This is a genomic window from Armatimonadota bacterium (assembly GCA_018268395.1).
Classification (GTDB): domain Bacteria; phylum Armatimonadota; class Fimbriimonadia; order Fimbriimonadales; family Fimbriimonadaceae; genus JAEURO01.
Genome location: JAFDWQ010000001.1, coordinates 713,339 through 739,636, shown reverse-complemented (window position 1 = coordinate 739,636; position 26,298 = coordinate 713,339). Strand labels below are relative to the sequence as shown.

Annotated in this window: 18 protein-coding genes; 11 read left to right on the top strand and 7 right to left on the bottom strand. The window is 64.2% G+C overall.

The genetic code is table 11. The features are described from left to right. Nucleotides 1-39 precede the first annotated feature (39 nt). Entirely contained in the window at nucleotides 40-1,932 is a 1,893-nt protein-coding gene (locus JST30_03315; GenBank protein ID MBS1713346.1) for a 9-O-acetylesterase, read from the bottom strand. 40 nt (nucleotides 1,933-1,972) lie between these two features. On the opposite strand from JST30_03315, the gene JST30_03310 reads away from it, so the two are divergent. After that, complete coding sequence (locus JST30_03310) at nucleotides 1,973-2,434, top strand: DinB family protein (protein ID MBS1713345.1); 462 nt, start codon at nucleotides 1,973-1,975, stop codon at nucleotides 2,432-2,434. A 45-nt stretch (nucleotides 2,435-2,479) separates the two neighbouring features. Next, a complete protein-coding gene (locus tag JST30_03305) occupies nucleotides 2,480-3,898 on the top strand; it encodes a hypothetical protein (GenBank protein MBS1713344.1) in 1,419 nt (472 codons plus the stop codon). Between the two features lie 79 nt (nucleotides 3,899-3,977). On the opposite strand, the gene JST30_03300 is transcribed toward JST30_03305, so the two are convergent. Then, the gene (locus tag JST30_03300) at nucleotides 3,978-5,099 is read right to left on the bottom strand and encodes a hypothetical protein (GenBank protein ID MBS1713343.1); all 1,122 of its coding nucleotides are present in this window, start codon (nucleotides 5,097-5,099) and stop codon (nucleotides 3,978-3,980) included. A gap of 91 nt (nucleotides 5,100-5,190) precedes the next feature. On the opposite strand from JST30_03300, the gene JST30_03295 reads away from it, so the two are divergent. Genes JST30_03295 through JST30_03285 form a run of 3 tightly spaced genes read left to right on the top strand, consistent with a single transcriptional unit; the run spans nucleotide 5,191 to nucleotide 8,842 of the window. Further along, nucleotides 5,191-6,306, top strand: coding sequence for a DegT/DnrJ/EryC1/StrS family aminotransferase (locus JST30_03295; protein MBS1713342.1), 1,116 nt, complete (start codon nucleotides 5,191-5,193; stop codon nucleotides 6,304-6,306). Continuing rightward, nucleotides 6,255-7,535 carry a hypothetical protein gene (locus JST30_03290; protein MBS1713341.1) on the top strand — a complete coding sequence of 427 codons (1,281 nt, stop codon included), beginning with the start codon at nucleotides 6,255-6,257 and terminating at the stop codon, nucleotides 7,533-7,535. The genes JST30_03295 and JST30_03290 overlap by 52 nt, the downstream gene beginning before the upstream one ends. A 2-nt stretch (nucleotides 7,536-7,537) precedes the next feature. After that, nucleotides 7,538-8,842 (top strand): oligosaccharide flippase family protein, encoded by a 1,305-nt coding sequence (locus JST30_03285; protein ID MBS1713340.1) that lies wholly within the window; start codon nucleotides 7,538-7,540, stop codon nucleotides 8,840-8,842. 28 nt (nucleotides 8,843-8,870) lie between these two features. On the opposite strand, the gene JST30_03280 is transcribed toward JST30_03285, so the two are convergent. From JST30_03280 to JST30_03270, 3 genes are read right to left on the bottom strand one after another with little or no spacing between them, the layout of a single operon-like run. Beyond that, complete coding sequence (locus JST30_03280; protein ID MBS1713339.1) at nucleotides 8,871-9,728, bottom strand: beta-ureidopropionase; 858 nt, start codon at nucleotides 9,726-9,728, stop codon at nucleotides 8,871-8,873. Between the two features lie 9 nt (nucleotides 9,729-9,737). Beyond that, nucleotides 9,738-12,029, bottom strand: a complete 2,292-nt coding sequence (locus JST30_03275) for a UvrD-helicase domain-containing protein (GenBank protein MBS1713338.1) — start codon at nucleotides 12,027-12,029, stop codon at nucleotides 9,738-9,740. Further along, a complete protein-coding gene (locus JST30_03270; protein ID MBS1713337.1) occupies nucleotides 12,026-14,908 on the bottom strand; it encodes a hypothetical protein in 2,883 nt (960 codons plus the stop codon). The genes JST30_03275 and JST30_03270 overlap by 4 nt, the downstream gene beginning before the upstream one ends. Nucleotides 14,909-14,923: 15 nt before the next feature. Here JST30_03270 and JST30_03265 point away from each other — a divergent pair, with 15 nt between their 5' ends. Then, entirely contained in the window at nucleotides 14,924-15,520 is a 597-nt protein-coding gene (locus JST30_03265; GenBank protein MBS1713336.1) for a hypothetical protein, read from the top strand. 1 nt (nucleotide 15,521) lies between these two features. Here JST30_03265 and JST30_03260 read toward each other — a convergent pair whose 3' ends face one another. Next, on the bottom strand, nucleotides 15,522-16,265 hold the full coding sequence (locus JST30_03260) for a DUF1698 domain-containing protein (GenBank protein MBS1713335.1): 744 nt from the start codon (nucleotides 16,263-16,265) through the stop codon (nucleotides 15,522-15,524). Nucleotides 16,266-16,349: 84 nt separating this feature from the next. On the opposite strand from JST30_03260, the gene JST30_03255 reads away from it, so the two are divergent. Genes JST30_03255 through JST30_03245 form a run of 3 tightly spaced genes read left to right on the top strand, consistent with a single transcriptional unit; the run spans nucleotide 16,350 to nucleotide 22,028 of the window. Beyond that, the gene (locus JST30_03255; protein MBS1713334.1) at nucleotides 16,350-18,104 is read left to right on the top strand and encodes a tetratricopeptide repeat protein; all 1,755 of its coding nucleotides are present in this window, start codon (nucleotides 16,350-16,352) and stop codon (nucleotides 18,102-18,104) included. Nucleotides 18,105-18,114: 10 nt separating this feature from the next. Then, nucleotides 18,115-20,223: a tetratricopeptide repeat protein gene (locus JST30_03250; protein ID MBS1713333.1), complete on the top strand. Its 2,109-nt coding sequence runs from the start codon at nucleotides 18,115-18,117 to the stop codon at nucleotides 20,221-20,223. Beyond that, nucleotides 20,220-22,028: a tetratricopeptide repeat protein gene (locus tag JST30_03245; GenBank protein MBS1713332.1), complete on the top strand. Its 1,809-nt coding sequence runs from the start codon at nucleotides 20,220-20,222 to the stop codon at nucleotides 22,026-22,028. Before JST30_03250 ends, JST30_03245 begins: the two co-directional genes overlap by 4 nt. Here JST30_03245 and JST30_03240 read toward each other — a convergent pair. Next, nucleotides 22,014-22,700: a hypothetical protein gene (locus JST30_03240; GenBank protein MBS1713331.1), complete on the bottom strand. Its 687-nt coding sequence runs from the start codon at nucleotides 22,698-22,700 to the stop codon at nucleotides 22,014-22,016. The two genes, JST30_03245 and JST30_03240, sit on opposite strands and share 15 nt — an antisense overlap. 97 nt (nucleotides 22,701-22,797) lie before the next feature. Between JST30_03240 and JST30_03235 the strand changes: the two genes are divergently transcribed. Beyond that, the gene (locus tag JST30_03235; protein ID MBS1713330.1) at nucleotides 22,798-24,786 is read left to right on the top strand and encodes an arginine--tRNA ligase; all 1,989 of its coding nucleotides are present in this window, start codon (nucleotides 22,798-22,800) and stop codon (nucleotides 24,784-24,786) included. A 192-nt stretch (nucleotides 24,787-24,978) separates the two neighbouring features. Continuing rightward, a complete protein-coding gene (gene hemW / locus JST30_03230) occupies nucleotides 24,979-26,103 on the top strand; it encodes a radical SAM family heme chaperone HemW (protein ID MBS1713329.1) in 1,125 nt (374 codons plus the stop codon). Nucleotides 26,104-26,298 lie beyond the last annotated feature (195 nt).

Below are 26,298 nucleotides of genomic sequence, written 5' to 3'. Positions count from 1 at the left end.
AAAGCCGCGCAGAAAGCGGAGATGAACCGCAGCACTTCCTCACCACTTCGCCTTGTCGGTCAAACCCGGCCAATCGTCCGAGCGGAACGGTGAGGCAGGCAAGCCCGCCGCGTTGAAGAGGTTCGGAAGCGGGGCCGTCGACCAGCCCATCCGAACCGCGACCGGCGACGCGACCTGGGGAGACCAGGCGAGAACCTCGTTGCCGACGATCTCGGCCGTCGCCGGATAGAACTTGTGGTCGGAGCCGGCGACTTCGAATTCTTTGAGGGCGCCGCCCTTGGCCGTCAGTCCCTTGCTGTGGCTGAACGTGACGCGCATCTTGCCGCCCTCGGCCTTGGCCGACTGGAACATCGGGCCGGAATATTCGAACCCGGTCTGGCCGTAGACCTTGGCCAGGGCCCATAAGGAGAACCGGTGCCCGATGCTGCGCTTGTCACGCGGATGGATGTCCTTGACGTTCTCGGTGACGTCGGTGGTCACGACCATGCCGGTCCCCGGCAGCTTGAGGGTCGACGTCTGCGCGTCGCGCAACTCCGCGGCGGCCGCCGAACCGTAGCCGTCGAACGGAGCGATCTGGGCGAACGCGAAGGGAAGGTCAGACCGCCAGGCCCGCCGCCAGTCCTCGATCATCGCCGGAAAGAGGGTGCGGTATTGGAACGCGCGTCCTACATTGGCTTCGCCTTGGTACCAAACGGCGCCTTTGACCGAGAACGGCGTCAGCGGGTGGATCATCGCGTTGTACAGCAAGGACGCTCGCGGCGCGTTGTACGCGGGCGGCTGACCGATGTCTTTGATCGACGGCCCGCGGTTCATTTTCCAGTCGTCAAGCACGATCGGCTTGAACCCGGGCTTCACGATCTGGGGCGGACGCGACCAACCACCCTCGGCGACGAAGTCCGTCACGCGGACGGCGATCACGTTCTTTCCGGGCTTGAACAGCCTGTCCGGAACCGGATAACGGCGTTCGATGTCGTAGCCGTCGGTCGATCCCACCTTCGTGCCGTTGACCCAAGTCTCGTCGTAATCGTCGATCGGGCCGAAATCGAGACTGCTTCCCGAGATCAGGTCTTCTTGACCGAGATCGACGGTCGTGCGCAACCAGACGACGCCGTCAAAGTCCTTGAGCTCGGTCTGTCCCCAGGGGCCTGAAGGGGACAGCTTCGTCCAGCCCGAGTCGTCGAACGACGGTTCCGACCAACGGACGTAGCCAGAGTCCTTCGCCTGACCGTCCTTCTTCCACTTCGCCAAGGCTGTGCGGTAACCCTCTTCGGCCTGGCCTGCTTGGTCGATCCGCGCCGCGAAGTCGGGCAGCTTTCTGAGCCCGGGCGTGCTCGTCCAAAGTTCGGCTTCCGTACCGCCCCAGGTCGTATCGATAACGCCCACGGTGCAGCCGAGCTTCGAGCTCAGTTCCTTGGCGAAGAAATAGGCAACGGCGGAAAAATCCTTGACCGTTTCGGGAGTGCTTCGTTGCCATGTGCCCTTGCAGTCGTCCTGCGGCGTGGCGGTCATCTTGTTCTCGACCATGAACAGACGGATGCGTCCGTTGGTCGCGCCGGCGATGTCCTCTTGGGCGTGGTCTGTCGCGGCCATCGGCCACTCCATGTTCGACTGGCCCGAGCACACCCAGACCTCGCCGATCATGACATCCTTCAGGTCGATCGTCTTCGAGCCCTTGACCTGGACGTCGTAAGGGCCGCCTGCGAGCGCCGTGGGAACGCTGACCTCCCATTGGCCTTTCGGGCCGACTTCGGTCGACCAGGCTTTCGGTGTCCAGCCGACCTTCACCGTGACCTTTTCGCCCGGTTTCCCCCAGCCCCAGAAGTGCGCTTTCGAACGGCGCTGGAAGACCATGTGGTCGGAGAACAGGGCCGGAAGCCGCAGCGCCTGGTCTTGGGCGGGAGCGAGGATCGCCGCGAGCAGGATCGGTGTCATCAGACCCAGTATGCTCCTTCGTCGGGCTAAGAATGCACGTGTGAAGCCTTACCTCTTCCCTGGACTGACGCTCTCGCCCCACATCTTGCGCCGTGCCGTCCAGGCCATGCCGTCGAACCTGAAGGACGTCCCCACCCACCCTGGTCGGTTCACGCCACGGGAAGTCGTCGCCCATATGGCCGACTGGGAGCCGATCTTGCTCGGTCGGATGAAGCAGTGCGTGGAGGCTCCGGGATCAGCGATCAAAGCCTATGACGAAGAGCAGATGGCGCTGGACAACGGCTATGCGTCGTGCGACCTGATGGCCAAATTGGCGGAATTCGAGGAAGCGAGGAAGAAAACCGTCGAGTGGCTCATGACGCTCTCCGACGAGCAATGGAAGGCGACGGCCGTCCATGAAGAGCGGGGTCCGATGAGTGTCATGGACACGGCGAACTCCATGGTCGGGCACGATGTGTATCACATCGAGCAGCTCACGGCGTATCAAGAGTCAACGGACTGAGGTATCAGCGCCGAAGGTGACTGCCTCTAGTCTGGTGGTGTGACGATGAAACGATCGCTGTTGTTGTTTTCGGCCGTTCTGACGGCGACTCTTTTGGGAGCCCTCGGCTGTGGGGGCGGATCCTCTTCCGGCGGTGGGGGAGGCGGCGGAGGCGGCTCCTTTGCCCTGTTCGCCACGGACAGCATGGACGGGAACGACCACGTCTGGGTGACGGTCTATAAGGTCGAAGTCAACTCGGCCGCAGGTTCCCAGACTTCGTTCGAAGACGCGGCCGGAATCGTCACCGATCTTCGGTCGCTGCGCGACGGCGGTGGACAGAAGTTCCAGTTCTTCTCCATGGCGAACGTGACGGGCGGACCGTTCACGTCCGTAAGCGTCACGCTTGGAAAGGACGTCACGGTGTTCCGTCAGGGAGCCTCGAGCGGTACGGCCCTCCAGTTCGCCGACAGTCTCGACGCCGGCGCGGGCAGATCGAAGCTGACCCTCGCGTTCAGTTCGCCGAAGAACCTCGGCTCGGTCGACGACCGTTTGATCGTCGACTTCGACCTCGCGAACTGGGTCGAATCCGCAGGAAAGATCACGCCGGTGTTGCGCGAATCGAACGGCAACGGCCTGAGCGACGACCGCAGGCACGTCAACGAGGACTATCACGGCACCGTGAGCGGCCTGACCGGCACGGCACCCGACCTTCGGTTCACATTGACCCAAGGCGGCCGCTCTTTCCAGGTGTACATGGACGCCAATACGGCCGTTTTCAACGGTAACGGTGATCCGAACCCTGTCCTGGCCAATGGCAAGCGCGTCGAAGTGCGTGGGACTTTCTCGATCGGAGTCCGGGCCCTGAAGGCGACTGCGGTCAAGATCGAAGGCCAGACCGGGAACCACCCGTCTGAGGCGAAAGGCGCTCCGCAGGACGTGAACAAGCCGGCCGGAACGTTCAAGATCAAGGTGCGCCAAGCATCCGGTTTCGTCCCGAAGGAAGCAGTCGTCCTCGTCACGACGAGCGCGAACACCGTGTTCCGCTCCCGTCATGGCGTCCGGATGACGGCCGAGGAGTTCTTCGCGGCCTTGCCGACGGCGGCTGACGTCGAACTCGAAGGGACGTACAACGGCGACACCAACGTGTTCGCGGCGGCCAAGGCGAAACTGGACGACGATGACGGCAACGGCGGTGGCGGCGGTGGCGGTGGCCACGAAGCCGAAGCAAAAGGAAGCGTCTCCGTCGCGGACCCGAATGCGGGAACGTTCAGCCTCTCACTGAGCGAATGGGAAGGGTTCAACGGCTCGGCCGGAATGAAAGTGGACGTGACCACGAACGCCCAGACCGAGTTCCTGAACAAGTCAGGCGACGTCGTGGACAAGGCCGTGTTCTTCGCACAGATCGCGTTGACAGGCAAGGCCGAAGTCAAAGGCCGGTTGACCGGTCAGACGCTGGCGGCCGTGCGCTGCAAGGTCGAAGACTAGGTCCCGTTCGCTAGGCGGCAGACCGTTTGGTCTGCCGCCTGTTTCATTCATAAGCCCCTTTCCAGCCTGGATTCACGGCTCATAGCCGTTTCCATCGGGTGACGGCTTTACCGATAGACAGCCCAATGGCGGTGACGATCGAGAGGCCCGCGACGCCAAGAACGAGCTCGATGGCGTGGGACTGTAGCCAGACCGTCGGCACGAGCGGCTCTAGACCCTTGATGTTCGGTCTTTCGACGGCCTTGTAGCCTGACCAAAAGTTCGGGTCGTTGTCCGGATGTCGGCCCTCTGCGACCCTTGCGTGGATGTACATTGTGCGCTCGTCCCTGTAGCGACGGGCACTGTCCGTAAGCGCCCTGTACTGCTTTGCCAGTACGTCTTCATCGCGTGGTCCGTATCCGGCGAGAAGATGGTCCACCGCGCCCTTGCCAATGACCTGTGTCCGGCCTGCAGACGCAAGATCCTTGATGCGTCTCATGGCGAGGTCGCGGACATGGCTGTCTCGCATGTCCGTCGAAGAGGCAAGGAGCGCGATCAGATCAGGGCTGTCCCATCCCGAACCCAGGGCCATGATGCCGATCAAGCCCTGTTGCACCTTGTCCCGACCCTCCTTCTTGACGAGCTTGTACCAGAGGTCGCCGGACCGGGTCTGAAGGGCATCGGGCTTCTCCAACGATAAGATTTTGACGACCTCGATCTGCACCCGCTCCCGTCCGAAGTGAGCATCGGGATTGATCTTGAGCGCGAGCCCGAGTTCGTCGAGACCTTTCTGGATCAAGGATTTGTCCACCGGTCGTCCCTGAGCGAACCACTGGTGGATCAGGAGGGTGCCCTTGTTCGCTCGAAAGCGGTACCAAGGGTCGTTCATCGGATCCTTGGTAGGCTGGACGTTCGCAGCGGTCAGGGCTTGACGCTTCGTCTCAAGCCAAACGAGCCCCTCTCCCCCACGGCCAAGTTTGTCGAGCGAGACGGCGATGTTGTCGTAGGCTTCCCAGTCTCGGGCGTCCATTGCGACCCGGTCCAGGGAGATTTTCAGCCGTAGCGCGTAGTACTCCGGCGGATTGACGTCGGTCCGGCCGACGATGGCGTCGACGACGTCAGGAAGGCCTTTGGCCTCGGCAGAGAGGGTGTCGTCGTCCCACATGCAGGCCTGCACGACCGGTGCGACCACGACGAACATGCCGATCAAGAGCTTTCTCATCGATCACCGCCTTTGTCGAGAGTGACACGGAAGTCGGACGTTCGGTTCCCGGCCCGTTCAAGATGGTCCGCGTGCCAGTAGAATCGGGGGCATGAGTGCCACGCTCGCGAAGATCCCGATCCTTGACACGCGCCCTGAGACGGAATCGATCTGGACGGAACTGAACGCCGCCGTCGAAGACGTGTTCAAGTCCGGACAGTTCATCATGGGCCCGAACGTCACCGGGTTCGAGAAGGAGGTCGCGGACTATTTGGGAGTCAAGCACGCCGTGGGCGTGAACAGCGGCACCGACGCTTTGATCCTCGGTTGCCACGCGCTCGGCCTCAAGCCTGGCGACGAGGTCATCACGACACCCTTTACGTTCTTTGCGACCAGCGAGTGCGTGAGCCACTTCCATGCGACCCCGGTCTTCGTCGACATCGACCCCGAGACCTTCAACTTCCGGGTCGAGGACGTCGCGAAGGCGATCACCCCCAAAACGCGCGGCATCATCCCTGTCCACCTGTTCGGTCAGCCCGTCGACATGGACCCCTTGATGGCCCTGGCCAAAGACAAGGGCCTCTGGGTGCTGGAGGACGTGGCCCAGGCTTTCGGCTCGGAGTACAAAGAGCGTAAGACGGGTTCGATCGGCCACGCGGGAGCGTTCAGTTTCTTCCCGACGAAGAACCTTGGTGCTTTCGGCGACGGCGGTCTCTTCACCACGAACGACGACGCTGCCGCGGATCTCGTCCGCGTCCTCAGGGTGCACGGCGCGCGCAAGAAGTACAACAACGAGATGGTCGGCGTGAACTCGCGGTTGGACGCCCTCCAGGCCGCGATCCTACGGTGCAAGCTGCCGCACATCGACGAATGGAACAAGGGCCGGCAGGCTGCGGGAAGGCGCTATACGGAAGCGCTCCAGGGTGTCGACGGTGTGGTGACCCCCTTGGAAGTCCCGTACGGGACTCACGTCTACCACCAGTACACCATCCGGTTGACGAACGGTCGGCGCGACGAGGTCCAGAAGTCGCTCGACGAGGCCGGGATCGGAACGATGGTCTATTACGAAAAGCCGCTTCATAAGTTGCCCGTATACAAGGACATGGTCGTTTCGATGCCGGTCAGCGAGCAGGTCGCGGGCGAAGTCCTCTCCTTGCCGATCTGGCCGAAGATCACATGGGACGTGCAGGAAAGGGTCGTCGAGGCGCTGAAGGCCGCCGTCCGCTGACGGTCGTCGTGCAGCCTGGGTCGACGCTTCCTGATCCGGCAACGGCCAGGGTCTCCGCCCCCAAGGCCACGCTGGAACGCGCCTTGTCCTTTGCAGAAAGGCTCGGGCTCGAAACTTACGACCCTTACGACACCAAGGGGACCCGGTTCGTCCTTTGGACCAACAAGAACGCATGGAGGAGGCCTTTGCGCCAGGCCGTTTACGCGACGGAGCTGCTCTTCCCCATGGGCGTGCGCAAGGCGATGGGCGTGAGAAAGGCCGCCACGGCCGGAGGAACCGCGCGACTTGCCCAAGCCTGGATCGCGACTCACAGGTTGACGGGCGACCCAGCGTGCCTTGGGAAGGCCGAGACGTGCCTCAGGTGGCTTCTCGACCACCCGGGAACCGCTCCCGCCGGAATCGGATGGGGCGTGCCGTTCGACTGGTCGGCTTCCTTCGGGAACGTTCCCGCCCATACCGCGGTCAGCCATACGACGCACTCTTGCGGCAGCGCCTTCCTGGACTATCACGATGAGACCGGACAATCCTGGGCTCTCGAAGCGGCCCACGGATGCTGCGACTTCTTGACCAAAGCGCTCAACCGGACGGTCACCAAGAGCGGCTCGGTCGCGCTCAGCTACACGCCCTCCGATCAGAGTCAAGTGCTGAACATCAGCGCCGAGTCGGCGGGCTTTTTGTTGCGTTGTGGACGCCCCGGAGACCAGCCGCTCGTCTGGAAGCTCGGGCAGTTCGTCTGCGAAAACCAGCAGGGCGACGGGGGGTTCACGTACTCCGCACCTGGGTCCGTCACGGGCGAAAACCCGATCGACCACTATCACACCGGAATGGTCCTCAACGGCCTGATCGGCCTTTCGGCCGACCGCGGCTGTGCCGCCGCCCTTCACGCCGGCTTGATGTTCCATCTCGAACGGCTGTTCCTTCCGGACGGCTTTCCGAAAATGCGGCCGGACAAGGCCGATCCGTTGGACGCCACGAGCGCAGGTGAGAGCCTCGTCGTCCTGTGCCACGTCTTGACGTGTCCGCACGTGGAAGACGAGGTCAAGTCGGAGGTGCGCGCCACGGTCGACAAACTGACGGACTTCGTCGTGAACCGTATGGCGTTTCCGGACGGCGGCTTCCTGTTCCGCCAGTACGGCCCGTTCAAGATGCGGATCGACTCCCTCCGTTGGGCCCAGGCGCTCCTCTGCCACGGTCTCGCGGAAGTCTGCCTCCTCGAACAGGGGCGTTGATCGTGGCGGGCCTGGCCGACCGGATAAGGAAGAGGCTCGACCCGGAGACACGGGGCGGATCGTTCTTGAGGGCGACGGCGGCGCTCCTGGCCGGTTCGGCCGCGGGCCAGGCGTTGACGGTCTTGGTCAGCCCGATCGTTGCCCGGCTCTACGGTCAAGAGCAGACGGCGACTCTCGGCACGTTCGCGATCATCGTTTCGAGCATCGCCCCGGTCGTGTGCCTTCGATATGAAGCGGCACTATCGATGCCAGAGGACGACGAAACGGCCGAGAGACTGTTATGGTCCTGCCTCTTGTCGACCGTGGCCGTCTCGCTGGCCACGGCGGTCGCCGTGGCGTTCGGCGGCCGTTGGCTTGCAGACCTCTGCCACGATCCCGAACTCGTCCCGTTCCTATGGCTCGTACCCGTGAGCTTGGCCGGCCTTGGGCTGTACCAGACCTTCAGTTACTGGGCGATCCGGGGCCGGGGTTTCGTCGACGTCGCGAGGACGCGCCTTGTGCAGGGCATCGCCCAGTCCGGAACGCAGGTCGGCCTCGGACTGCTCAAAGTCGGAGCCGCCGGGTTGATCGTCGGCGACGTTCTTGGCCGGGTCGCAGGGGGCGCCAGCCTCGCCGTCCGGAGCCTGCGCTCCGTTGGCCGTCCCAGGACGGCCGACGTTCTCGAGACTGCCAAAGCGTACCGCGAGTTCCCGCTCTACGGCGGCCCCGCGATGATCCTGCACACCGCCACCACGAGCATTGCCTTCCTCATCGCGCCCCTGTACGGGCCCCTGCCCTGGGGCGACTACTTCTTCGGTATCAGGTTCGTGTGGGCGCCGGTCGCCCTCTTGGGCCAGGCTATGGCCCAGGTCTATTTGGCCGAGGCAAGCCGCTGGGCTAGGGGCGACCGGGCAAGGATGCTTCAGTCCTTCGACGGGATCACGCGGCGGTTGGCGGTCGTCGGGGCGGTACCGTTCGGACTTCTGGCATTGGCGGGGGGACCGCTCGTCGGAGCCGTGTTCGGGTCCAAGTGGCAGCACGCCGGGTTCCTCGTCCAGATCCAATCGGTCACATGGTGGGCGATGTTCGTCGTCGGCCCGGTCTTGAACACGCTGACGGTCTTGAAGAAACAACGTCTCCAACTGGTCATCGACGCGGTCGGGCTGGCGCTCATGGGGGCTTGCTTCTGGGCTGCCTGGCGTTACGGCTTGTCGCTCGAGACGACCGTCGTGTCGTACTCTGTCGTCATGCTGGCGATGTACGGCGCCCTCTATTGGGCTTCCCGAAGGTCGATCGTGCTTCCGGCCGACGCTGCTCGGACACCTTGATCGGTCTGGGCGTCGAAGACCTGCCTTGTCACGGTACAGAAGTCGCGAGCCTGACGATGGCGTCCCAGGAAGCGCGCAGGTCTCCGATCAACGGTGTCCGGGTGCGCGCGACGGTCACGCGGTCGAGATCGATGTCGGCGATCACCATCGCTTCGTCTCCCATCGGCGCTTGGACGATACTCTCGCCGTCCGGATCGAAGACCATGGAGCCCCCGCTAAAAGCCTTCCCGCCTTCGACGCCTACGAGCATCGCCGCAGCCGTGTACATGCCGTGCTCCTCGCTGACGGCCCGGAGCATGCGCTCGTACCGGAGCACGTTGCCGGGCTTGTCGGTCCGGAGGCCGCGAACGGGCGACGCCGAGGGGACGAGCATGACCTGGGCGCCGCTGACGGCGCACAAGGTGGCCAGGACGGAGTGCCAAACGTCTTCGCAGATCAGCGTTCCAAACCGACCGAAACGCGTGTCATAGACCCCGAGCGACAGTCCCCGCTGGTGGAACCGCTCTTCGTCGAACACGCCATAAGTCGGTAAGAAGAACTTCCTGTATACGTGGACGACCCGGTCGCCGTCCGGCCCGAGGCTCATGTAGGCGGCGGAATTATAGGGCTGCCCGTCTGCCTTTTCGTAAAACCCCACCAAAAGGTCGACCTGTTTCGTGAGACCGCGGAGCCGGGTCGACAGGCCCGCGAGGAGGGTCTCCGGAGCGAGGGCCGATTCGGGCGCAGCCCCTTCGAGGACATAACCACAGGCCGCGCTTTCGGGGAACAGGCACAGTTCGGCGCCTTCGGAGACAGCCGTCTTCGTGTGGGCGGCGATCAGGTCGAGATTAGCGGGGACGTCACCTTTGACCGGGGCGAACTGGACCACGGCCATCCGGAAGGTCATAAGCGGAGTCTACCTATCGCCGATCCTCCGCACCTTGATGCCGGGAAGGGGCTTCGATGGAAGTCCCCCGCGGGCCGCCAGGATTCCGGCCGAACTCTCGTTGTTGCCTTGCTCCGACGTGACGAGGCACAGTCGTCGTTCGGCCCGGGTCATCGCGACGTAGAGGACACGGAGTTGCTCTTCTCGCTCCCGCTCGGTCGCGAGGTGGCTCAACCAGAGGTATGCGGTCGAGTGGCGGCCGGAGAGCCCGAGGGCCACGAGCCCGCGGTGCGCTTCGATCACGAGCGGCTTCCGCTTGGGAGAGAGGCGTTCGTGGGTCTCCGTGACCACGACCGTATCGAATTCGAGGCCTTTCGCTTTGTGGACGGTCATGAGCGTCACCGCTTCCTCGTTCTCGTCCGTGACCGGGGCCTCGCCCTCCTTGTGCCGCAAGAACGTAATGTCGTGGATCTGGTCTGCGAACTCGCGCGCTCCGGTCTGGGGCCTGGCGACGGCCATGGAGAGCATCTTGCGGACGTTAGCCAAGGCCTGTTCCGCGTGAGGCAGGGCCGCGCAACGATCAAGGAAGGGCGTTTCGCTGAAGAGGGCTGCGATCGTCTCCCAGGCCGGAACCCGGTCGACCGTCTCGCGGAGCCGCTCGAACCAGGGCCAGAACCCTTCGAGGCGGACCTGGTCCTCGGGCGGGAGGTCCGACAGGGTCCTGACGGACTCGTACGACGGTGACTGGACCGCCGCCAGAACCGTCGATTCGAGGGAAAGCCCGACCATGGGGCCGTGAAGCAAGGCCAAGAAGGAGAAGTCGTTATACGGGTCGCACAGGGCCTCCAGGGCGTTGGCAAGGTCGCGCACTTCGAGACGCGTCAAGAACCGTTCGGAACCTCCGACCTTGCGGCAACGGACCCCTGCCGACTCCAGCCGTTCCGCAATGTCGGAGATGGCGGAATTGCGCCGTGTCAGGACCGTGACGTTCCGTAACGGTGTCCCTTCTTCGACCATCTGGTGGATCAGCGCCGCGACGGTCGCATTGTCCTTAGCCGCCATCGGCCAGAGTTCGACCCCGTCGCAGTCTTTGGCGCCCGTGTCGAAGGGGTCGTCACCCTCGGGGACGAAGGCCCGCATCGGCATGTGGCCTTCGCCCCAGGTCGGAGCGAACACCTCGTCGACAAAGCGCAGGATCCCCGGCCCAGAACGGTGGTTCCGGGACAGGACATAGTTCCGAAGCTCTTCGGAGCGTTCGACGAACAGACGCCTTTCGGCGAACCGGAACCCGTAAATGGACTGCTGTGGGTCGCCCACCAGCATCTCGCTGGGAGCACCTAGACTGTCGATCAGCCGGTACTGGACGGGGTTGAGGTCTTGGGCCTCGTCGACGAGGAGGGCCTTGATCGACGACTGCAGACGCTCCCGCGTCACGTCCGACCGTTCGACAAGGTGGACGGCCTTCCGTTCGAGAAGAGGGAAGTCGAAGACCTGGTCGTCTTCCATCGACGATTCGAGCGCCTCCCACGCCCGGACGGCCAATTGAACCAAGGCGCACGTGTCTTCGGCAGACGCCGACTCCGATTCGACAGGCAAGGGCTTGAGCCAAGAAGGCGGCTTTCCGCCTGAGGCCTTGACTTCCTCGATCAAGGCCTTCGAGGACGTGTCTGAGGGTCCGCCCGTCCGCTCGCCGAGTCCAAGGGCTGAGCGGAGCGCTCTGTCCCAGAGCGCCCGAGCCGTCTCGACGTCGGCATATCCGGCCGCAAGGTCAGGGCGCTCGATCCCGGCCCCGCGCAACTGCGTCATCGTCGCGTCCACCATGTTCCGCAGTTGGGCGTGCGTCCATCCGGGCCGCTGGTTACCGCCCTGTCCCGAAAGCCGCCGGATCAACCGTACGGGAGAAGACCCCTCGTCCATGACTTGGAGAAGCGCCGAGCGTACGGCCGCCTCCGTCCTGAGCCGGACATCGGAACTGTCGAGGACCTCGAAGTCGGGGCTGACCAGGGCTTCGACGCAGTTCTCCCTCAGGATACGCTCGCAGAAACCGTGTAACGTTTGGATCGGGCCCGTCTCGGCGGCTTGGGCCTGCTCGGTCAGCCCCTCTTCTCGAAGCCTCGTCACGATCCGCTTCTTCATTTCAGCGGCGGCCTTTCTCGTGAACGTCACCGCGACGATGTGGTCAGGGCCGTGTCCGAGTTCGACGACGTGGCGCACGTAACGGTCGACGAGGACCTTGGTCTTGCCGGACCCTGCCCCAGCACGGACGGTGAAACGTGGATCGTCCGAGCCGACGACGGCCCGCTGTTCGTCCGTCAGTCTCACGTTTCGACGTCCTCCCCGAACGGCGACGTCTCGATCCCGAAAACGGCCGAGCGGCGGCACAGGTCACCGTAAAGGCACGTCTCGCAGGGCCGACCTGGAACCGCGCGGGCATCGGCACGGTCGAGGACCGAGACCGTGTGTTTCAACCGGTCAAAGACACGGTTGACAAGGGTCGCTTTGGATCCCAGGCCGTACACCGCGAGCCCCGCCGTCGCGTCGCCCCGAAGGAACATCGCGTCGGAAGGGGTCAGTCCGAACAACCTCCGGTCGAACCCGCCGTCGATCTCGATGGCGACGCCCCGCTCGCTCCGATGGGTCTGGGCCAACAGGAGGAGCCCTTCTTTGAGCGACTCTCCCGACTGGTCCAGGTCCTCGACGAAGTTCCTCAGGTCGGGGCCCCCTGGAGAATAGTCTTGGACCACGCTGACCCCACCGATATCGTAGACCGCCGAGACTTTGGCGAGGATTTTGATACGCCGGTCCCCGACTTTCGGATCGGACCGCAACCCTTCGGCGTCCAGTCCGACGTCGTGGCGGACGCTTCCTGGGGTCCGGGGCCATAGTTCGCGCGCCCTGAACTCGCGGTCGACCCATCCTTCGATCCACCGGAGTCCGGTCGCTCGGAGAAGACCCAGTTCCCAGTCCGCCATGTCCGTCGACAGGTCGTCCAGTAAAGCGTCGAGTTCGGCCCGAAGTCGTTGGCCGGCGTCCTTCGCGTCCGCCGCTAAGACCAGCCCGGCCCGTCGAGGCAGGTCGGCGAGGACGGCCGTACCGACGGCACGGTCCGGTGGCCGGACTTTCAGCCTGTGCCGGAACGCCGCCTGGAACGCGCACCGACCCGCGGTCTCGAGCTCCTCGACCCGGACGCCGACGTCCCAGTCCGGTCGCAGGGCGTTCCGTGCCCGATCGGCTTTGACCATCTCTGGCCCGGCATAGTCCCGCTGTCCGTCCAACGCCTCCCGGATCCGGCGGTCGGCGTCCAGGACGGCGTCTTCGGCGTCGGGCACGGACAGGGACCGTGGGAACGTGCGCCTTGTCACACGGCCCCCGACGCACCGCTCCAGTTCGTCGAGAAAGAACGCCGGGACGTTCTCCCGGTCGTCGTCCGTGAGCGGGTAACTGAAGACGAGCGCGGCTTGGGCCGCCGCGCAAATGCGGACGAACAGGTCGCGCTCGGTGCGCGCGGTGTCCGCAGAAAGGGGGAGGAACGACCCGGTGCTCTCCGAGACCGTCGCCCTTTCGCCATCGTGAAACAACGGGTCTTCCTTACGTCTGCGAGGGATCGTTCCCTCGAGCATCCCCGGTACGAACAAGGTCGAGAGGAGCGGCAGCGCGTCGATGTCGGACGACACCGAAACGCCGCCGACGCCCGTTTCGAACGTCACCGTCTCTTCCCGCCAGATCCGTTCGGCGAGCGAGGCGAATCCTTGCAGGCTCAGCTCTTTGAGCCCGGCCTGGTCGTACACGAAGGCCCGGTCGGCGAGCGAGCGCTGGAGAACCGTCTGGGCGCGTTCGTCCCGCGCCGTAACGTCCGGGTGTCCTTCCGAAGCTGCTTCCCATAACCCTGTCTCTCCGACGAGCGTACGGAAGTCCTCGAGCCACGTCGAGAGTGGGAGCGTCGCACCGAGGTGGGCGTCGCGCCAAGCGAGTAGGGCGTCGAGCCACGGCAACCGCTCTGTCCGGACATCGGACCAGGCCTTCAGGCGCGTCCAGGACGAGGCCCCGTGCCTCCATGTCGCTTTCGTGTGCCCGAGGAGTTCGTCCGCCGATCCATGGGGTGTCGGACAATAAGTTCCGAAGGCAAGCCTTGCGATCTCTCGGACGTCGCGGCCCGCGATCCCTTTGAGGGCACGGAGCACGGTCGAAGCGATGCCGCACGAGAGCAGTGGGACGGTTCTCGAACAATGGACGGGGACGCCGAGCCTCCGGGCGGAAGACAAGAGGAAGGGTACGTAATGTCCCGGGTCACGCACGAACACGCCGATCTCCGGATATAGCAGACCGTCGGCATGGAGCCTGTGGCATTCCCTAAGGATCCACTCGCACTCGGCCAGAGGATCCGGGGCCAGGTCGATCGAGACGGTGGGACGTTCGTCGGAGGCCACGCCACGGAACAATTCGGAGTACCAGGGTCTCTCCCCGAGGACTTTGGTCGACTTTGCACCGCTTCTCGAGGCCGTCCGCTGGGCCGGCCGGAAAAGGTCGGTCCTTTCCGGAACGAGACAGACGATCAGGTCGACGGGCACCCCGTGCCGTGCCAGCCAGGACAGGAAACCGTCGTACATGGGACGGTCTTCGGAAGCGGCGACGGCGACGACGTGACGGACCGCGGAAAGGTCAGGGGCGTCCGCGTCGAAGCAGGCCCTGATCCGGTCCGTGACGTAGACGCGGTGCGAGACCTCCATGGAGTCCCGCACGAGTTCGCTGACGCGCACCATCGCCTCGAGCTTTTCGCGAAGGGCGGGCGCGCCCGTAGCGGCGATCCCTTTCAGGTCGTCAGGCTCGATCCCGTAGTGGCGAAGCTCTTCGAGCCTTGACTCGATCAAAGCGGCCATACCCGGCAGCGTCGCGGCCCGCTCGATCGTGGTCGTACCCTCGAGGCTGTCGCACGCCAAAGCGGCCATGGCTTCGCGCTGACCTCGCGTCGCGACGCGTTCCGTCGTCATTCCGAGAACGCGTATGACCTTGCCGATGAGGTCGGCGAACGACAGAGCTTCGGCGTCCGGTTCGCTTTCCTGGAGGAACTCTGACACCGGCTTCAGGGTCGGATCATGGTAGGCGGCCACCCAACTGTCCGGTCGGACGGCGAAGCGGAGGCCTTCGAGGAGACCGAGCGTTCCTGGCGGTACGACGACCACGCGGACCCCGGCTTCTGCCATATTGGGAATGTACCTATGCCTGGCGGGACAAAACGGCTCTGGGGGACGGGGCGGAAGCTGATCGGGAACGTCTTGCCGCTCGTGGTCGGTGCCCCGCTCCTCGTCCTGGGCGTGATGAGGTTCCCTTCAGAGGGGTTTCAAGGCACGACCGCGCTATGCATCATCGGGTTTCCGGTCGTCCTCTGGCTGGCGACCAACCTCCTCGGCCCGATCGGTGGAGCGGGGCTCAGAAAGGAAGTCGAAAGGAGGTTGCACCTCGAGCGTCCGTTCGACCGCACAGAGAGGACGTTCGTGGGGTTCGCACGGCCCAGTTACAGTAGCCTGCTCGACCCGCACGAAGACGTCGGCTTCCTGATCGTCCACCCTGACTCGCTCGAGTTTTTCGGAGGGGACGTGCGTACGGAACTCGCCCGAAGCCACGTGGAGTCTGTCTCGTTCCGGCCGAACCCTCACACATGGGCCGGCCTCGGACGCTGGGTGTGCGTGGACGGGAAGATCGACGGCAAGCCCGTCAGGTTGCTCCTCGAACCGAGGAACCGGGCGACGCTGCTCGGCAACCGGTTCGAAGGCAAACGACTGAGGGACCGGTTACGGACTTGGCTGAAGGGCTGACTCACGCCGCTTCCCGGACTCCGTGGCAGAAACCGCGACAGTGGGGCAGTTCGGTCGGCTGGTCGCTCAGTTTCCAGACTTTGACGTCGGGGAACCCGGCCGACATCGTCATGAGCCCCAGGCACGCCAAGCTCGGCGCCCACCAGTTGGTCGTGTTGTCGCCGTACTCGTTGTTCGGATAGAACTCCATGAGCGGCTGTCCTCCCGGATAGCCCTTCCCCAATCCGCCTTGATACGGGCTGAAGTCGTCGAGCACCGCCGTCTCGATGAAGATCTCGCGGTCGCAGACCGCCGACAAGAAGTCGAGCGCCAGCAGCGGGTGGCGCAAATGGTAGAGGGTGCCGAAGAAGAACACGACGTCGAACCGGCCCAGACGGTCCTCGGTGACTTCGTAGACCGACATTTCGATCCGTTTACAGACGTCTTCGCCGTAGCCCAGGGCTTCACGGCAGAGGTCGAACGTTCCCCAAGCCTTCCGATCGTCCTCTTCCAAGGAGCCTAAGTAGTCGCTGAAATCGTCGATAGCGACGACTTCCTTCGCGCCTCGCTTCAGGGCTTCGAACGTCCAGTAACCGTCCCACGCTCCCACGTCGAGCACCCGCATGCCCGTCATGTCGGCCGGGATCATATAGGCGGGCGGGCAAATGGGCGCCCAGCCCGGCGTCGTGACCCCTCCCGGGAGTTCGATGCGGTGGTACCAGAACGGGAACGAACCGACCGACGATTGGAGGTCGAGCGTCTGCATATCGGGATTCTCGGCCCACTTGACACGCAACTTCAGTCCCTGGCCTCAAAAACCTAGAGCGAGTTGCCAAGAATTCAGAACACAATGTCGTTGGCACCTGCTTACACGGCCCGAGAGACGCTCGATGCGGCCATACGGTTCCATGTCCAAGGACTGAGCGAAGAGGCCGAGCACCTCTACCGCGAGTTTCTAAAGGCCTCTCCCGACCACCCGAAAGCGGTGCAGTTTCTCGGCGTCCTCGTGTTCCAGAGCGACCGCCGGGAGGAAGGGCTGCGCTTGCTCGAAAGGGCCGTACGGCTCGCACCGAACGACGCGGAAGCCTGGAGCAATCTGGGCAACGCTTATCGGTCGGTCGACCGTATCGACGAGGCCGTCGAAGCCTTGCAACAAGCGATCAAGCTCGATCCCGTCTTCGCCCCGGCGTACTGCACGTTGTGCACCTGCCTCCGACGTCCGGGCACGCTCGGAACGTCGATCGACTCGGCCCGGATGGCGGCGCAACTGCAGCCTTCGATGCCCCAGGCCCACAGTAACCTGGGCTACTCTCTCTTAGAGGGCGGGGACTCCGAAGGGGCGGTCAGTGCCTTCCGGCAAGCGCTCTATGTCGCTCCTCGGTTCGCTGAAGCGCTCCAGGGCCTCGTCTTCGCCATGCACTACTCGTCACGAGCGACCGCCGGGTCGATCAAGGACGCGGCCGAAGGGTTCCGATCGCTCTACCCTGTCGTGAAGCCCGTTCGGCCGGCCCGTGCCGTCCGGACGGTCGCGTTCGTCTCGCCCGACTTCAGGGCCCACCCGGTCGCCTATTTCTTAGAGCCCGTCCTTAGGAACTGGGACAAGGAAAGGCACCGCTTGGTCCTCGTGAGCACGTCCAAGGTCCGCGACGGTTGGACCGAGCGAATGGCGGACCTGGCCGACGACTACGTGTCCGCACCCGACCTTGACGCCGAGGGCCTCCGCTCCGTCTTCGAGGCCGCCGGAGCCGACGTCGCCGTCGACCTTGCGGGCCACACGGCCGGCTCGTCGGCCGCCGCGTTCGCAGCTCGGCTCGCCCCCCTCCAAGTCTCCTATCTGGGCTACTCGGGAACGACCGGCATTCCGTCGATGGACGCGGTCTTGGCCGATGCTGAGACCGTCCGGCCCGGAGAGGAAGGGTGCTACACCGAAACGATCGCCCTTGTCCCTGGCTCGTTGTTCTGTTTCGATCCGGATCGGATCCCGTCGCCTGTCACGCCGTCTCCGGCGTTGAAGAACGGGTTCGTCACGTTCGGGTCTTTCAATAACATGTCGAAGGTCAGCGACCCGAACCTTGCGGCATGGGCCGACATCCTTGCCCAAGTTCCCGACTCCCGGTTCGTCGTGAAATCGGTCCACTTGGGCGAAGCGCGGTTCGCCGACCGGATCGTCCAGAGGTTCCGGTCGGCCGGGATCGGCAAAGACCGGGTCGAAGTCCGAGGTTGGTCTTCCGGCCCCGACCCCTTCGCCGATTACGGCGAGATCGACGTGGCGCTCGACACGTTCCCGTACACCGGCGCGACGACGACCGTCGAAGCCCTCCACATGGGAGTGCCGGTCGTCACCCTTCGGGGCGACCGCTATGCCTCGAGAATGTCGTCTTCGATCCTGTCCGCTGTCGGGAAGGACGAGTGGATCACCGGTTCGGTCGAAGCCTATGTGGCCGAGGCCGCCCGCCTGGCCGGAGATACCGCCGAGCTGGCGCGGATCCGGTCCGGGTTGCGCGCCCAGGTCGCCGGTTCGAGCCTCTGTCAGGGCCATGTAGCGGCCAAGGGCCTGCAGGACGCGCTGGACGCACTGTGGGAGTCGGACGCAACGACCCGATAATTCCACCAGCATGAGTACGATGCTCCGTCGAGCGATGAAGAACGCGTCCGGCCTCCGACCCCCACAGAAGGGGCGGTCGCCGGAGGAAAGGCTGTCCCAGGCCTTGGAGTTCCATCGCGCCGGACGGCTACCCGAAGCGGCGCAAGTCTACGGTCAGATCTTGGCCGACGATCCCGACCACGTGGACGCCCTTCACCTCCTCGGCGTCGCTGCGATGCAGTCCGGCGACGCCGAAGGCGCGGTAAGCCTGATCGACCGGGCGCTCGTCCTCAAGCCGGACTTCGCCGACGCTTACAGTAACAAGAGTTCCGCCCTGATGGAACTGGGCCGGTTCGAAGACGCCCTCTCGGCTTGCGACACGGCCTTGCGTTATGCACCGGCGAACGCGGTCGCTTGGTTCAATGCCGGAAACGCTCTCAGCCGTCTCGGACGTCCCGACGACGCCGTCGTACGCTTCGCGAAAGCTCTCGAGATCCGACCGGACTTCATAGAGGCCCGGAACAACATGGGTGCCGAGCTCGTCGATCTCGGCCGCACAGAAGACGCCCTCGTGTGCTTGAACAAGACCGTCCAGGACGATCCGACGCACGTCCGTGCCTACGTGAACCTCGCCAACGCTCACTCTCAGGCCGGCGACCGTAAACAGGCCGTAGCGAGCCTGGAGCGGGCCGTCTCGATCGATCCTGGACATGCCAAGGCGAGGGTCAACCTTTCGAACCTGCTGCTTGCAGAGGGCAACGTCAGTGGTGCGGTCCGAGAAGCGAACGCGGCTCTGACGATGGAACCCGTGCTCCCTGAGTCGTTCGCGGCGATCGGCGCGTGCTACCGAGTGTTGGGGCACCCTGGCGAAGCGTGCCAAGCCTATCGCGACGCCCTTTCCCAATCTCCGGGCGCGTCCGCCGTCCATAGCAACCTTCTCTTGTCGATGCTGGGAGACGCGTCCGTCAGCGGGAGCGAAATCCGGGACGAAGCCCTGCGGTATGCCGTGCGACATGCCCCTCGGTGCAGCCGGCCTGCGATCCGGAACAAGGTTCCCAAAAAGATCGGCTTCGTGTCTCCGGACTTCCGGATCCACCCCGTTGGCTTCTTCCTCGAACCCTTATTGGCCAACCTCTCGGGGTTCGAGGTCCACTTGTATTCCTCCAGCGACGTCCAGGACAGCCAGACCAAGAAGCTCGCAGCGTTGGCCGACCACTTCGTCCCCTGCAAAGGGCTCTCTGGGGCGTCACTTGCCGAACAGGTCCGGAATGACGGGATCGACGTCCTGATCGACCTTGCGGGACACACGTCCGACAACCGGCTGGACGCCTTTGCTCTTCGACCCGCACCGGTCCAGCTCACGTGGTTGGGATATTCCGGGACCACAGGGCTGTCGCAGTTCGACGGCCTCATCGGCGACCCGACGGTGACGCCGCGTTCGGCGGAGGACGAGTACAGCGAACAGGTCTACAGGTTGCCGCACAGCTTCACGTGCCTGTCTTGCTGGGACGACCTACCGCCTGTCGGCCCGCTACCGTTGGCGCGGAACGCCTACGTCACGTTCGCCAGCTTCAATGTCACGACCAAGATCAACCCGGCGGTGGTCGAGGCCTGGTGCCGGGTTCTGCGGTCGGTCGATGGCTCTCGCATGGTCATCAAGAACTTTTATCTGGGCGACACGGCTGCACGAAGCCACTTCGCGGCCCAGTTCGACGCGAACGGGGTCTCCATGGACCGGTTGGAGATGATCGGTCACACCGACCGTACCGCGCATCTGGCCACGGTGTCAGGGGTCGACGTCGCCTTGGACACGTTCCCGTATTCCGGTGCGACGACGACCCTGGACTGTCTCTCGATGGGTGTCCCGGTCGTGACGAAAACAGGCGACCGCTATGTGTCGAACATGTCCGCCAGTTTCTTGCGCACGGCGGGTTTCGGCCACCTCGTCGCCGACAGCGTCGATGGCTTCGTCGACACGGCCGTCAGGCTCGCTTCCGACCCTTCGGCTCTGGGCGAATTCAGGGCTGGAGCCCGCGCCGCTCTCTCGGCATCTCCGCTTGGTGACGCGAAGCTGTTCGCGTCCTCGTTCGAAAAGATCGTGATGAAAGTCTGGGAGGACAGGGTGGCTGAGGCGGCTTGACCTTTGACGACGGACTGAAAGCGTACCGGTCCGGAGATTACGTCCGAGCCGTCGAGATTCTGGCTCCGCTAGCCGGGGCCGACCCTGAAGCGCGCCACCTTCTCGGATTGTCGTACATCGCCTTGGGCCGCGCCGACGAGGCCGCGTTCGCCTTAGAACAGGTCTTGAAATCCCAACCCGACAACTCCGAAGCTTGGAGCAACTTTGCGGCGGCGCTCAGGAGTTCGGGGCAGGTCGGAATGGCCCTGGGTTCGGCAGAAGAGGCGGTCCGGCTCGATCCGACGAACGCCAAGGCGCACAACAACTTGGGAGCCGCTTGGATGGATAAGGGTGAGTTCCGAAAGGCGGAAGATGCCTTCTCCGAAGCCCTTCGGATCGAACCGACGTATGTGGACGCCCTGTGCAACCTGAGCCAAGCCGTTTACGAACTGGGACGGATCTCCGAGTCGCGCCAAGCCGTCCGGACGGCCCTGGCACTTGATCCGGAGTCCTGGTCGGGCCACGACCGCATGGGCTTCGTCCAGTCGGCAGGTGGGGACCCGGAGGCCGCATACCGGTCCAGCAAGAGGGCGATGGAACTGAGGCCCGGAAGCGACCGTTGCTGGAGCAACGTCCTCATGCGGTGTCATTCGGCCTTGTCCGCCGGACCCGACGAAGCCCGCCAACTCGCCGAAAGATGGGCCGAGCGCTATGCCGTGTCGGACGCGCCTCCCTTGCCGTGCCGGCTCCAAGAGATCCGGAGGATCGGATTCGTGTCCGGAGATTTGCGGAACCATCCTGTCGGACGGTTCTTGATCGCTCTGGTCGATCGTCTTCCCGTCGAGTGCTTCGCCTATATGACCTCGGGCCGAGAGGACGCCTTCTCCGAGTGTCTGAAGCCGTCGTTCCAGGGTTGGAGGGGCGTCGCACGTTGGCGCGCCGAAGACATCGCAGAGAGGATCTTAATGGACAGGATCGACGTGCTCGTCGACCTCAGCGGCCATACGGGGGACAATCGCCTCGACGTGTTCGCTTTGGCGCCAGCTCCGGTCCAACTGACTTGGCTCGGGTACCCCGGCACCACCGGGCTGCCTCAAATGGACGGGATCATCGTCGACGACGTCCTGGCGCCTACCGGAACGGAGACCCAATACTCTGAATCCCTGATCCGGCTGCCCCATAGCTTCCTCTGCCTCGATGAAGCTCCGTATCCGGCGACCGTCCCGAAGGCCGAAGGCGTCGTTTTCGGCGTGTTCAACAACCCTTCGAAGTTTTCGGAGGAGTGCTACCGTCTGTGGGCCGAAGTCCTGAAGGCCGTGCCGGATTCGAACGTCCTCTTCAAGTACCACTATTCCGGCGACACCTGGGTGCAGTCTCAGATCCGAGGGCGGCTCGAGGACCGGGGAGTCGCTCCGGAACGCGTCCGTTTCCTGCCGTACGTCGAAGCGAAGATGCACCGTGAGGTCGTCGCAAGCGTCCACGTCGCTCTCGACACCTACCCGTACAGTGGAGCGACGACGACGATCGACTGCCTGTCGGTGGGTGTCCCCGTGGTGACCTTGACCGGACGTTCGTATTCGTCGCGCATGTCGGCCAGCCTTCTTCACGCGTGCGGGTTCGACGACCTCGTGTGCCGCGACGGGGACGACTATGTCGCGACGGCGCGGTCGTTATCGGACCGGGCCGGAGCCCTTGTCGATGAGAGGGCTGCGAGGATCCAGGCGTTCGTCGGTTCTCCCTTGTGCGACCCTGACGGGTTCGCCTCAGGCTGGATGAACGCCGTCAATGAGTTCGTCAGAGGCAAGTCGGTCTTAGCCGCTCAGTGAGACCATCTCCAACATCCGCCGGCACTGGTAGAACACGCGCTTCTTGACCTTCGCGGGTTTAGAAAGGACGCTCTGGACGACCTTAGCGAACTCCTTGGAGACCGTGTCCAGGCTGGCCAGCGCTTTCTTGGAATCGGTACCGCTGATGTCGGCCATGCCGTCGATGTCGGACGCGTTCTTTTTGACCGATTTCGCGGCACGCTTCCATTCGTTCCAGACGGCGTCTTGTTCCGCGACCTTTTTCACGATCAGATCCGGGTTGAGCACGTCCCACAGCGCTTCTTGGACGCCGACCCCTGCGGCGTCGGTCATCGGAATCCACATCGTTCCTCCTCCCGTCAAGCCGTATCCGGCGGTCACGCATTCCTTGAGCATCGTCTCCAGGCTGGCTTCCAGGCTCCGGAACGCCTCCGTTTCGGCCTCGGGCATTCCTGCCAGTCGCACCTTGGTGCGCTCCTTCATGCACTCCGAGTAGATCCGCTCCGCTGCTGCCATGCCCGCCGTGCTCTGCGTCCCCCGGGACGCATCGGTGAACCACTCCACCCAGGCTTCGTGCCCCATAGCGAGGACGTCTGGGCACGTCTTCCCGTAGCGGTCGCTGTCGGAAAACTCCTGAGCCGTCGCGAACGGCACGGCCATGACGAGAAGGGCGACGAGGAGGGACCGCATCATCCAATAGGACGTTGACGAAGGGCGGAGCGGATCGGGCGGCCGTTCCGGTCCCGCCGCTGGGAGGATCGTGGCGGGAGCCTGCCGGTACGCTAGGCGCGTGCTCCGGGCGGACGTAACGAGTTGGATCCAGACCGCGATCGAGGCTTTAGTGGCTTCGGGCGCCCTTCCGTCCGTCGATGGGCCGCCCGTCGCCGTCGACGATCCCAAGAATCCGGATCACGGCGACTTTGCGACGAACTGGGCCATGGCGGCGGCGAAACCGATCGCCGCGGCGGGCGGTCCTCAAAACCCGCGGGCCCTAGGAGAGCTCCTGGCCGCAAGCCTCCGCTCCGACCCGCGTTTTGAGAGCGTCGACGTGGCCGGGCCCGGGTTTGTGAACTTGAGGCTTGCTCCCGACGCTTGCGCCCGCGTCCTGACCGACGTGTTAGAACGGTCGACTGGGAGCGTCCTGGACGACCCCGGTCACTTCGGCCGCCCGAATGGGACGCGTCCCGAACGGATCAACGTCGAGTTCGTTTCGGTCAATCCGAACGGTCCGATCACGATCGGCTCGGGCCGCGGCGCGGCCTTCGGATCGACCCTGGCCAACGTCCTCGCCGCGGCCGGCCACACGGTCCACCGCGAGTACTACATCAACGACGGCGTCAACAGTGAGCAGATGCGCCAGTTCGCCGAATCGGTCAAGGCGATCTGCGAAGGTCGTCCCGTTCCCGAGAAGGGCTACAAAGGCGACTACGTAGCGGACGTCGCGAAGCAGGTCGCGGACTTGCTCGCTCAAGGCGACGGATCGGTCGTATGGTTCCAAGACAGGAGCCAGGACTTCATGCTCCAGAAACAGAGGAGCGACCTGGAGGCGTTCGGGGTCACGTTCGACACGTGGTTCTCGGAGCAGTCGCTCCACGACTCCGGAAAGGTCCAAGAGCACTTGGCGGCTTTGACCGAGGTCGGCGTGGCCGATGAAGGCGCCTTTCGGACCAAGCTTAAGACGGCCAAAGGCGGAGTGGTCGAGGAGGCCGTCCGGGAACCCCAGGGCACGGGCGTCGAAGACGAAGACGAGGGGGAAGGACAGCCGGGAAGTCCCGAAGACGCCCAGTGTTCGACCCTTTGGTTAAGGAGCACGAAGTTCGGCGACGATATGGACCGCGTCCTTCGCCGCCGGGACGGAAGGCTCACTTACATTGCCAGTGACGTCGCATATCACGCCGACAAGTTCAACCGTCCGGTGGACGCCGACCGCTTGATCACGGTCCTTGGGCCCGACCACCATGGCTACATCGGCCGGCTCCACGCCGTCGTCGCGGCCGTCTTGTCCGAAGAGCGGCCCCGAGGGGACGTCTCCGTCGGGACCCCGCTTTCGGACTGGGAGCAGGTCGTCTACGCGTCCGAGGGCGAGCGGGACGCCTGTCGGTCGGCGCTCTCGGAGAGCCGGAGACGGTTGGAGGTCCTGATCTTCCAACTCGTCCGGTTCATGAAAGACGGTCGCCCCGCACCCATGCGGAAGCGCGACGGGAACGTTTACGCCCTGATCGACCTGATGACCGAAATCGGGCAGAAAGTGAAACCCGGCGCCGTGCCTACGGAGCAGTTGCGCGCGGGGTGCGACGTCGCCCGTTTCTTCTACCTGATGCGTCACCACGACACCACGTTCGACTTCGACCTGGACCTGGCCGAACGACAAAGCGACGAGAACCCGGTCTTCTACGTCCAGTACGCCCATGCCCGGATCTGTAGCGTGATGGACAGGGGACGCGAAGCGGGGATCGAAGTACCGGACGACCCGGTCTTGCCCGCAGACAAAGGGCTGCACGGGAAGGAACGCGCCTTGATCCTGAAGATCGCGGACCTGCCGTACGAGACAGGCCGTTGCGCCGAAGACTATGCCGTGAGCCGGCTGACGACTTACGCCGTCGAGCTCGCCCGGACGTACCACCACTTTTATGAGGCCTGTCTGGTCGTCGATCTGGAAGACCGGGAAACCTCGGAATGGAGGCTCGCCCTTTGCGCGGCGACCCGGAGTGCGCTGAAGGCGACCTTCGACCTTCTCGGGATTTCGGCACCGGAACGGATGGCCCGCGTCGAAGCTTGAGGCTCCGATACACTCTAGGGCCATGATCGGGAAAGCGGTGCTCGCGATCGTTCTCGGAGGCGCCCTTGGTGGCGCTTATGCCGGAGCGATGCGTGCCATGAGGTCCGGGTGACTGTCGTGCCGACAACCGGCGGTGCCGGTGATCGGAGGCATGCTGGCGGGCCTGGGGTTCGCTCTGACGGGCCGGAAACCGTGACCGGCTCCGGGCCGGTCGCCGTTTATGTCCACGTCCCGTTCTGCCCGTCCAAGTGTGGCTATTGCGACTTCAATTCGTACGCGATGCACGGCGACATCGTGCCGAGAACGGTCCAGGCGATGTTGAACCAGATCCGGACGTCGCCCTGGAAGGGCCGTCCGGCCAAAACCGTGTTCTTCGGAGGTGGAACGCCCACTTTCTTGGACAGCGGAACGTTGACCGCGCTCTTAGATGCCGTCCTTGAGACCCATCCGCCTTCCGATGGGTGCGAAGTAACGAGTGAAGCGAACCCGGGGACGGTCGATCGGGCCAAGCTCCGATCGATGAAAGCTGCCGGCTTCAACCGGTTGAGCCTTGGAGCCCAAAGCTTCGATACGGGCGACCTGATCCGCCTCGGCCGTGTCCACGGCCCGACCGAGACGGGTGCGGCGGTCGACATGGCCCGTTGCGCGGGGTTCGACCGGATCAACCTGGACCTGATGTTCGGACTCCCAGGACAGCGGCTGTCGGCGTGGCGGCACAACCTGCAGACCGCGATCCGTCTTGTCCCCGGACACCTCAGTCTCTACGGCCTGACGATCGAGCCGAACACGCGGTTTTACCGGCTGCACCTGAAGGGCATGCTCGACCTTCCGGACGACGACGCCCAGGTCCGGATGTACCAGGACGCGATCGACGCCTGTGCCGAGGCGGGTCTCGCACAATACGAGGTCTCGAACTTCGCCAAACCTGGTGAAGAATGCCGACACAACCTGTGCTACTGGCGAGGAGAGGAGTACCTGGGATACGGGCCCGGAGCCGTCGGCTGCGCGATCGAGGAGGACGGGGCCAAGCGCAGGAGGACGAACGTGAAGCATCCCGAGCGGTATTCCGCCGCCGTGGAATCGGGGTCGCCCGGCTACACGGACGTGGAGACGTTGGACTCCGACGCCCAGCGCCTTGAACGCATCATGCTCGGGATCCGGTTGAACGAGGGGATCGACGCCCGGATGGCAGACCTCGACGAGGCGGCCTGCCAAAGGCTGGTGCAGAAGGGGTGGCTCGAGACGTCGGGAAGCACGGTCCGTTTGACGCCTCAAGGGCGGTTGTTCTGCACGGACGTCTCCGTCGAACTGGCATAGCGCCGACAGGACGTCGAGGCGAAACTAGCTTCTGACTGGGCCCGATCGTGTCTTGTTCCCGATGGCCGCAGCGAATCGGGGCCAACGTCTCATTTTGAAGACCTTCGTGGTTTAGTCCCATGAGTCTTGGAACAATGGTTAGGGCCGTTCGTCAAAGTTATCGGGCCGATCGCACTCGCAAGAGTAAAGAGAACC

Excerpts from the sequence above, each read along its gene's own strand:
- JST30_03315 (MBS1713346.1), bottom strand. The coding sequence starts at position 1,932 with ATGACACCGATCCTGCTCGCGGCGATCCTCGCTCCCGCCCAAGACCAG.
- JST30_03305 (MBS1713344.1), top strand. The coding sequence starts at position 2,480 with ATGAAACGATCGCTGTTGTTGTTTTCGGCCGTTCTGACGGCGACTCTT.
- JST30_03300 (MBS1713343.1), bottom strand. The coding sequence starts at position 5,099 with ATGAGAAAGCTCTTGATCGGCATGTTCGTCGTGGTCGCACCGGTCGTG.
- JST30_03295 (MBS1713342.1), top strand. The coding sequence starts at position 5,191 with ATGAGTGCCACGCTCGCGAAGATCCCGATCCTTGACACGCGCCCTGAG.
- JST30_03290 (MBS1713341.1), top strand. The coding sequence starts at position 6,255 with ATGGGACGTGCAGGAAAGGGTCGTCGAGGCGCTGAAGGCCGCCGTCCG.
- JST30_03280 (MBS1713339.1), bottom strand. The coding sequence starts at position 9,728 with ATGACCTTCCGGATGGCCGTGGTCCAGTTCGCCCCGGTCAAAGGTGAC.
- JST30_03270 (MBS1713337.1), bottom strand. The coding sequence starts at position 14,908 with ATGGCAGAAGCCGGGGTCCGCGTGGTCGTCGTACCGCCAGGAACGCTC.
- JST30_03265 (MBS1713336.1), top strand. The coding sequence starts at position 14,924 with ATGCCTGGCGGGACAAAACGGCTCTGGGGGACGGGGCGGAAGCTGATC.
- JST30_03260 (MBS1713335.1), bottom strand. The coding sequence starts at position 16,265 with ATGCAGACGCTCGACCTCCAATCGTCGGTCGGTTCGTTCCCGTTCTGG.
- JST30_03255 (MBS1713334.1), top strand. The coding sequence starts at position 16,350 with ATGTCGTTGGCACCTGCTTACACGGCCCGAGAGACGCTCGATGCGGCC.
- JST30_03250 (MBS1713333.1), top strand. The coding sequence starts at position 18,115 with ATGAGTACGATGCTCCGTCGAGCGATGAAGAACGCGTCCGGCCTCCGA.
- JST30_03240 (MBS1713331.1), bottom strand. The coding sequence starts at position 22,700 with ATGATGCGGTCCCTCCTCGTCGCCCTTCTCGTCATGGCCGTGCCGTTC.